6 protein-coding genes are annotated in these 6741 nt (G+C 69.1%); 3 read left to right on the top strand and 3 right to left on the bottom strand.

The window, feature by feature from the left end; all coding sequences use genetic code 11:
- Positions 1 to 444: 444 nt before the first annotated feature.
- Both V7Q42_RS02460 and V7Q42_RS02455 read left to right on the top strand, forming a co-directional pair.
- A complete protein-coding gene (locus V7Q42_RS02460; protein WP_333822207.1) occupies positions 445 to 1563 on the top strand; it encodes a glycosyltransferase family 2 protein in 1119 nt (372 codons plus the stop codon).
- Between the two features lie 10 nt (positions 1564 to 1573).
- Positions 1574 to 3070: a glycosyltransferase family 39 protein gene (locus V7Q42_RS02455; protein ID WP_333822206.1), complete on the top strand. Its 1497-nt coding sequence runs from the start codon at positions 1574 to 1576 to the stop codon at positions 3068 to 3070.
- A 19-nt stretch (positions 3071 to 3089) separates the two neighbouring features.
- Here V7Q42_RS02455 and V7Q42_RS02450 read toward each other — a convergent pair whose 3' ends face one another.
- The 3 genes from V7Q42_RS02450 to V7Q42_RS02440 form a co-directional block, all read right to left on the bottom strand.
- A complete protein-coding gene (locus V7Q42_RS02450; protein WP_333822205.1) occupies positions 3090 to 3935 on the bottom strand; it encodes a dienelactone hydrolase family protein in 846 nt (281 codons plus the stop codon).
- Positions 3936 to 4071: 136 nt separating this feature from the next.
- On the bottom strand, positions 4072 to 4713 hold the full coding sequence (locus tag V7Q42_RS02445; RefSeq protein WP_333822203.1) for a DNA-3-methyladenine glycosylase I: 642 nt from the start codon (positions 4711 to 4713) through the stop codon (positions 4072 to 4074).
- Between the two features lie 121 nt (positions 4714 to 4834).
- Complete coding sequence (locus tag V7Q42_RS02440) at positions 4835 to 5536, bottom strand: protein phosphatase CheZ (protein ID WP_333822201.1); 702 nt, start codon at positions 5534 to 5536, stop codon at positions 4835 to 4837.
- A 332-nt stretch (positions 5537 to 5868) separates the two neighbouring features.
- Here V7Q42_RS02440 and V7Q42_RS02435 point away from each other — a divergent pair, with 332 nt between their 5' ends.
- Positions 5869 to 6600 (top strand): L,D-transpeptidase, encoded by a 732-nt coding sequence (locus V7Q42_RS02435; protein ID WP_333822199.1) that lies wholly within the window; start codon positions 5869 to 5871, stop codon positions 6598 to 6600.
- Positions 6601 to 6741 lie beyond the last annotated feature (141 nt).

The raw sequence follows: 6741 nt of genomic DNA, 5'->3' as shown, positions 1-6741 counted from the left end.
GGGCCGTCCACCCCATCATCCCCGGCCGACGCGCAGCGGAGGGGAAGGGGATCCAGGCGGCGTCTCGCCGAACCGAAACGTCGCTGGGTCCCCTTCCATCGCCTGCGGCTCGCCGGGGATGACGGCTGAGTTCATGTCCACCAAGTCTGCAAATCCGTGCTCTCGAGAATTACGCAACGGTCCCTCGAGGGGAGAAGGGGTTTCCGGAGCGCCGACTTCGACATGTCGATGCCACGTGGTCCTTTCGAGGGCGCACGCCGGTTCGTGCGGTCGTGATCGTCCCGCGGGGCGATGCGGTGGCGGTATCGATGACATTCCGTCACGCCGATTGTATTTCTCCCTCAAATCGGCCACGGTTCGCGGCCATGCGGCGGTGCGGCATGACGGGATCTCCGAAGTCGCCGTCGACCACCGCAGATCTTCTTCTCGAAAGACACCTCGTCCATGGAAGCCGCCGTGCAAGCCGCCGCCTCGACCGTCGCGCCCGAACTCTCGATCGTCGTGCCGACCTACAAGGAGAGCGCCAACGTGCCGGAACTGGTGCGGCGTCTGGCGGCGACCCTCGTCGGCATCGACTGGGAGGTGATCTTCGTCGACGACGACAGCCCGGACGGCACCTGGCGGGTGGCCAAGGAGATCTCGCTCACCGATCCGCGGGTGCGCTGCATCCGTCGCGTCGGCCGCCGCGGTCTCGCCGGCGCCTGTATCGAGGGCATGTTGTCGTCGGCCGCGCCCACCGTCGCGGTGATGGACGCCGATCTTCAGCACGACGAGGCTCTGTTGCCGAAGATGCTCGACGCGATCCGCGACGGCGCCGAACTGGTGGTCGGCAGCCGCTACGTCGAAGGCGGGTCGCAGGGCGACGGCTTCTCCTCGATCCGTGCCTGGGGCAGTGAGACGGCGACGGCGCTCGCCCGCCGCTTCCTGCACATCGACCTCACCGACCCGATGAGCGGCTTCTTCATGATCCGCCGCGCCGAGGTCGAGGCGGTCGCCGGCAGCCTGTCGCGCGAGGGTTTCAAGATCCTGCTCGACATCGTCGCCTCGGCGCCGAAGAAGCTGAGGACGGTGGAGCTGCCCTTCACCTTCCGCGAGCGTCTGGCGGGTGAGTCGAAGCTCGACAGTCTGGTGACCGCCGAATACCTCGGCCTCCTGTTCTCCAAGCTCTCCGGCGGCGTCGTGCCGGTCCGCTTCCTGATGTTCGTGGCGGTCGGCGCCTCGGGCATCCTCGTCCATCTGATCGCGCTCATGGCGGCTCTGCACGCCTTCGACACCACCTTCGCCTGGGGCGAGTTCTCCGCCACGGTCGTCGCCATGACCTGGAACTTCCTGCTCAACAACCAGCTCACCTATCGCGACCGGCGCCTCACCGGCTTCCGCTTCGTCGTCGGCCTCCTGACCTTCTACGCCGTCTGCTTCGTCGGCACGGTCGCCAATATGGGGGTCGCTACCGGTCTGTTCGAGATGATGCAGACCGGCCCGTGGGTCGCCGGTTTCGCCGGGGCGGTGATGAGCGCGGTGTTCAACTACACCGTCTCCGCCGTCTTCACCTGGCGTGAGTGAGGCGGGCGCGGTGGCGGTTGCGGCTCCCACGCGGCGTGAGACGACGATCGGTCTGCCGCCGATCCCGCTGGTCGGCGCCCTGACGCTGCTGCTCGTCGCCCGCCTGATCGTCGCCGGCTTCGCCGGGCTCACCGACGACGAAGCCTATTACCGTCTGTGGTCGCTGAAGCTGCAGGCCGGCTACTACGACCATGCGCCGATGGTCGCCTGGGTGATCCGGGCGGGGCGCGAGATCTTCGGCGACACCGCCTTCGGCCTCCGGGTGTTCTCGCCGCTCGCCACCTTCGTCGGATCGTTCCTGCTGTGGCGCACCGTCGCGCTCGTCGACGGCCGCGCCACCGCGACCCGCGCCGTCGTGCTCTTCAACGCCACCATCCTGATCGGCGCCGGCTCGGTGCTGATGACCCCGGACACGCCCTCGGTGTTCTTCTGGGGCGCGACGGTGTGGGCGCTCGCCGAACTCGCCACGTCGCGGAACCCGAACTGGTGGCTCGCCGTCGGGGTGGCCGCCGGCCTCGGCCTCTTCTCCAAATATTCGGTGCTGTTCCTCGGCCTCGGCATCGTCGTGTGGCTGGTGTCGACGCGCGAGACGCGGCGCTGGTTCGCCACCTGGCAGCTGTGGGCCGGAGGCGCGATCGCCGTCGCTCTCTTCACCCCCGTCGTCCTGTGGAACGCCGAGCACGGCTGGATCTCCTTCGCCAAACAGTTCGGCCGCACCGTGCCGCACGGGATGCGGCCGGAGAAGTTCCTCGAGTTCCTCGGCGTGCAGTGGCTGCTGATCGGTCTGCCGCTGGCGCCGTTCGCCGTGTGGGGGGCGCTGCGCACCGCGCGGTCGTGGCGGGCGGGGGAGGGAGCGGCGGCGCTGCCGCTCGTCACCTCGCTGCCCTTCCTCGCCTATCTCGTCTTCCATTCCTTCCACGGCGGCATCGAGGGCAACTGGCCGGCGCCGCTCTATGCCGGCTTCGCCTGGATGGCGGCGCGCGCGATCCCCGCCGTCGCCGATCTCGACGGCCGCACGGCGCGGCTCGCCGCCACCGCCGCTCGCATCGCCGCCCCGCTCGGCTTCGGCGTGACGGCGCTCCTCTACGTCCATGCCGTGGTGGCGCTGGTGGTGCTGCCGCCGGAACGCGATCCAACGGCGCAGATGCGCGGCTGGGACGCCTTCGCCGCCGATATCGAAGCGCTGCGCCGCGAGACCGGAGCGGCCTCGATCGCCGTGCCGAGCTACGCGCTCGCCGGCCAGTTCATGCGCCGCCTCGGCACCGACCATGTCGTTCCGCTCGCCGATCCCGAACGATACGCGCACCTGCCGCCGCCCGATCCGGCGATGTTGGAGAAGCCGGCGCTCTTCGTCACCCGCGCCCGCAAGAGCGAGTTGGCGCGCTTCGCCGGCCGTTTCGACGAGGTTCGGAGCCTGGGAACCCGCGAGCGCACCCTGCGCGGCCGGGTCGTCGACACCTACACGGTGCATCTCCTCTCCGGCCCCCACGGCGATCCGCGCCGCTGAGCTTCCGTGGGCGCTCGCGTCAGCCGGTCACCCCGAGATGGCGCCTGAGGAAGAAGACCGTGCGATCGTAGGCGCGATCGGCCGCTTCCTTGTCGTAGCCGCGGGAGCCGGGGTCGGAGGCGAAGGCGCCGGCGAGCCCGGGATAGACCCAGGATTGGAACACCCGCGCCGCACCGATCATCCGTTTCTCGACCGCTTCGATCTGCGGCGCGGTGCGCGGGTCGTTCTCCGCCCAGTGGAACAACACCGGCACCTTGGCCGTCGCCACCTTCTCCGGCGACGGCAGCGTCGCGTAATAGATCACGGCCGCCTTCACCCGTGCGCCGGTGATGGCGAACTGCATGGCATAGGGACCGCCCCAGACGAAGCCGATCACCGCGATCGAGCCGTTGCACTCGGGATGTTTGGCGAGGAGATCGGCGGCGGCGTCGAGCGCCAGCTGATGTTCGGCCGGGATGATCCGTGCCATCAGGTTCATGCCCTCGTCCGACCCTTCCGGCAGATTGAAGGGCGCGAGGAGATCGGGCAGCAGGACGACGAATCCGTCCATGGCGAGGCGCCGGGCGAGGCCGCGCCAATAGGGGTTGGGACCGCGCTGATCGGGGATGAGCAGGATCCCCGGCCGCTTCGGTCCGACCCGCGGGCGCACCAGCGAACCCTTGAAGATGTGCTTGCGCACCTGGAAGGTGACCGTGTCGGCGGCGAGCCGCGGGTCGAGCGGTGGTTCCGCCTCCTGAGCGCGGGCCGGCACCGCCAGCGTCGTCATCAGGAGGCCGCCGAGCGCCGCCGTCACCCGCCGGCGCGTCCAGGTCCGCGGGCCCGAGGCGCGAGGGATGAGCGGCGAAGGGTCGGTCGGTCGGGACATCGAAAGCGGGCTCGTCTGGCGGAGGGTAGGCGGCGGGTCGGGACGACCCCGCTCCAGGAGTGCCTCGGCACTATGGAGAAGACGAGGCGGAAGTACAAAGTCGCCGACGCGAATGGTCGTCGCGGGGTGTCCCCCTTCAACCCGGCCGGACGAAGGCGGCGCGCTCCTTCTCCACCGCTTCGCGCACCCAGCACCCTTCCATGTGGTCGTTGACCAGCCCCATCGACTGCATGAAGGCATAGGCCGTGGTCGGTCCGACGAAGGCCCAGCCGCGCTTGCGCAGTTCCTTCGACAGGGCGGTCGATTCCTTCGTGGTGGACATGGCGCAGACCGCCGTCTTGGTGATCCGCGCCGGCCGCGTCGCGCCGTCCGGCTCGAAGCGCCAGACGAAGCCGGCGAGCGAGCCCTCCTTCTCGATCAGCTCGAGGTAGCGCCGGGCGTTGGTCAGGACCGCTTCGATCTTGCCGCGATGGCGCACGATGCCGGGGTCGGTGAGCAGGCGATCCGTGTCCTGTTCGTCGAACCGGGCGATCGTCTCCGGATCGAAACCGGCGAAGGCGCGGCGGAAGTTCTCGCGCTTCCTCAGGATGGTGATCCACGACAGGCCGGACTGGAAGCCCTCGAGACAGAGCTTCTCGAAGAGCTTGCGATCGTCGCCGACCGGCCGGCCCCACTCCTCGTCGTGATAGCGGCGATAGAGCTCGTCGTCGCCCGGCCACCAACACCGCGGCCGCCCGTCCGCGCCGATCGCCACGCCGTCGTCGTCCTGTCCCGCCATCTCGTCCCCCTCCCGCTCCGGCGACGCACCGTCGCCGAATCCTCGCTCGCAGGCTAGATCGAACGGAACAAAATGAAAACGGGCGCCGAAGCGCCCGCGATCGTCGGGGAGAGGTGTCGCCTCAGGCGAACAGCGCGTCGATGTCGTCCTGGCTGGCGATGCCGTTGTCGGAGCCGAGCGACGGGCCGTTGAGCAGCGCCTGATCGCCGAGACGATGCTCGAGTTCGACCTCGATCTCCTTGAAGCTCTCCACGCCGCCCCAGATCTCCATCATCTTGATGATGCGCTCTTCGACGAAGCGCAGGGCGCCCACCACCTTGGTGATGCGCTGGCCGGTGAGGTCCTGGAAGTTGCAGGCCTCGAAGATCTGGACGATCTGGTCCTGGATGTCGTTGGCGAGCCCCTGGTCGTCACCCTTGAGCTTGGCTGCGAGGTTGCCGGCGCGCTCGTCGATCACCTCCGCCGCGGCGAGGATGCTTTCGGTGGCGTGTTCGGTGCCGTCGACCACCGCGTCGAGTTCGTTGGTGACGCGCGACAGTTCCTGGCCGTTGCAGCCGGAGACGTGCAGGGTGGCGATCTCGCGCTTGGTGCGGTTGATCGCCTCGTAGATGAGATCCATCTCCGCCTTGATCTTCAACGCTTCGTGCTGATCGCGCCGCAACTGCTCGAACGCCTTCTCGCTCAACTCCTGGGTCGGTTGGACGAGCTTGCGCAGGCCGCGGACCTCCTCCAACAACTCGCGATGACGCTCTTCGGCGCGGTCGCCGGTGCCGGCGGCACCGCTGGCGATCGCTTCGATGCGGAACATCTTTCTCGCGGCCATGAGTGCCCCTGCGCTTCTCGGATCGACGTTGCTCGTCCGCGAATGGTTAGCCCGTCGTCCTTAAAGAATCGTTCTTGACGCACGGTCCGCCGCCCGTGACGCCGCATCCCCGGTCGTTTTCGCCGCGCCGCGGCGGGCCGCGTCGAGTAACCGCGCGGTAACCATGACGAAACCTTTCCGTGCTCGATCGAATCGCGATGGAATTCGTTCACCATTCGGTGGTCGGCACGGCCGCATGCTCGTCTCGACTGCCGCCGAGGGTCCCGACGAGCCGAGTTCGATCGACGGAATGCGACGCGGTGCGTGGTTTCGTTCCTGTTCCGAGTACGACGATGACCCGTTCGACCCTACTCCTGGCGAGTGCCTGCGCCGTCACGGCCCTCTTCGCCCCGACCCGTCCCGCCGACGCCGAGAGCCGCTACGCCGCTCGCCCGCCGGTGATCCTCTCGCCCGATCTCGCCGCCCCCTGGGTGATGCAGCTGCGCCCGAGCTATCGCGACGTCACCGGCCCGGTGGTCTACGCCCCGCCGCCGCCCGAGGCGCCGGCGAGCCGTTACGCCGCGCCGGTGCGCCACGCCGCGGTCGATCGGCAGGAGGCGCGTCGCAGCGCCGACGACATCGATCCGAAGTTCCTGCCGACCGAGGTCGATTGGGACGGCAAGCAGGGGCCCGGCACGATCGTCGTCGACACCGGCTCCCGCCATCTCTATCTCGTCCAGGCGGGCGGCAAGGCGCGCCGCTACGGCGTCGGCGTCGGCCGTCCCGGCTTCCGGTGGGCCGGCACCCACACCATCACCCGCAAGGCCGAATGGCCCGGCTGGACGCCGCCGCCGGCCATGCTGAAGCGCAAGCCCGACCTGCCCCGGCACATGGACGGCGGCCCCGACAACCCGCTCGGCGCCCGCGCTCTCTACCTCGGCTCGACCGAATACCGCATCCACGGCTCCAACGAGCCCTGGACCATCGGCAAGGCCGTCTCCTCCGGTTGCATCCGCATGCGCAACGAGGACGTCACCGACCTCTACGGCCGCGTCGGCGTCGGCACCAAGGTGGTGGTGTTGTGAGCTCCCCCGAGGGCGGCCGGTACGCCGCCCTCTGTTCGGCGACTCTCCGGGCGGCCGGTACGCCGCCCTCTGTTCGGCGACTCTCCGGGCGGCCGGTACGCCGCCCTCCGTTTCGTGAATCGAAGAGCCCTCGGGAAGCAC

The organism is Pinisolibacter sp. (genome assembly GCF_036782435.1).
Taxonomy (GTDB): domain Bacteria; phylum Pseudomonadota; class Alphaproteobacteria; order Rhizobiales; family Ancalomicrobiaceae; genus CALBKH01.
Note: the sequence above shows the minus strand (reverse complement) of the source record. Positions and strands in the feature narration are given on the sequence as shown.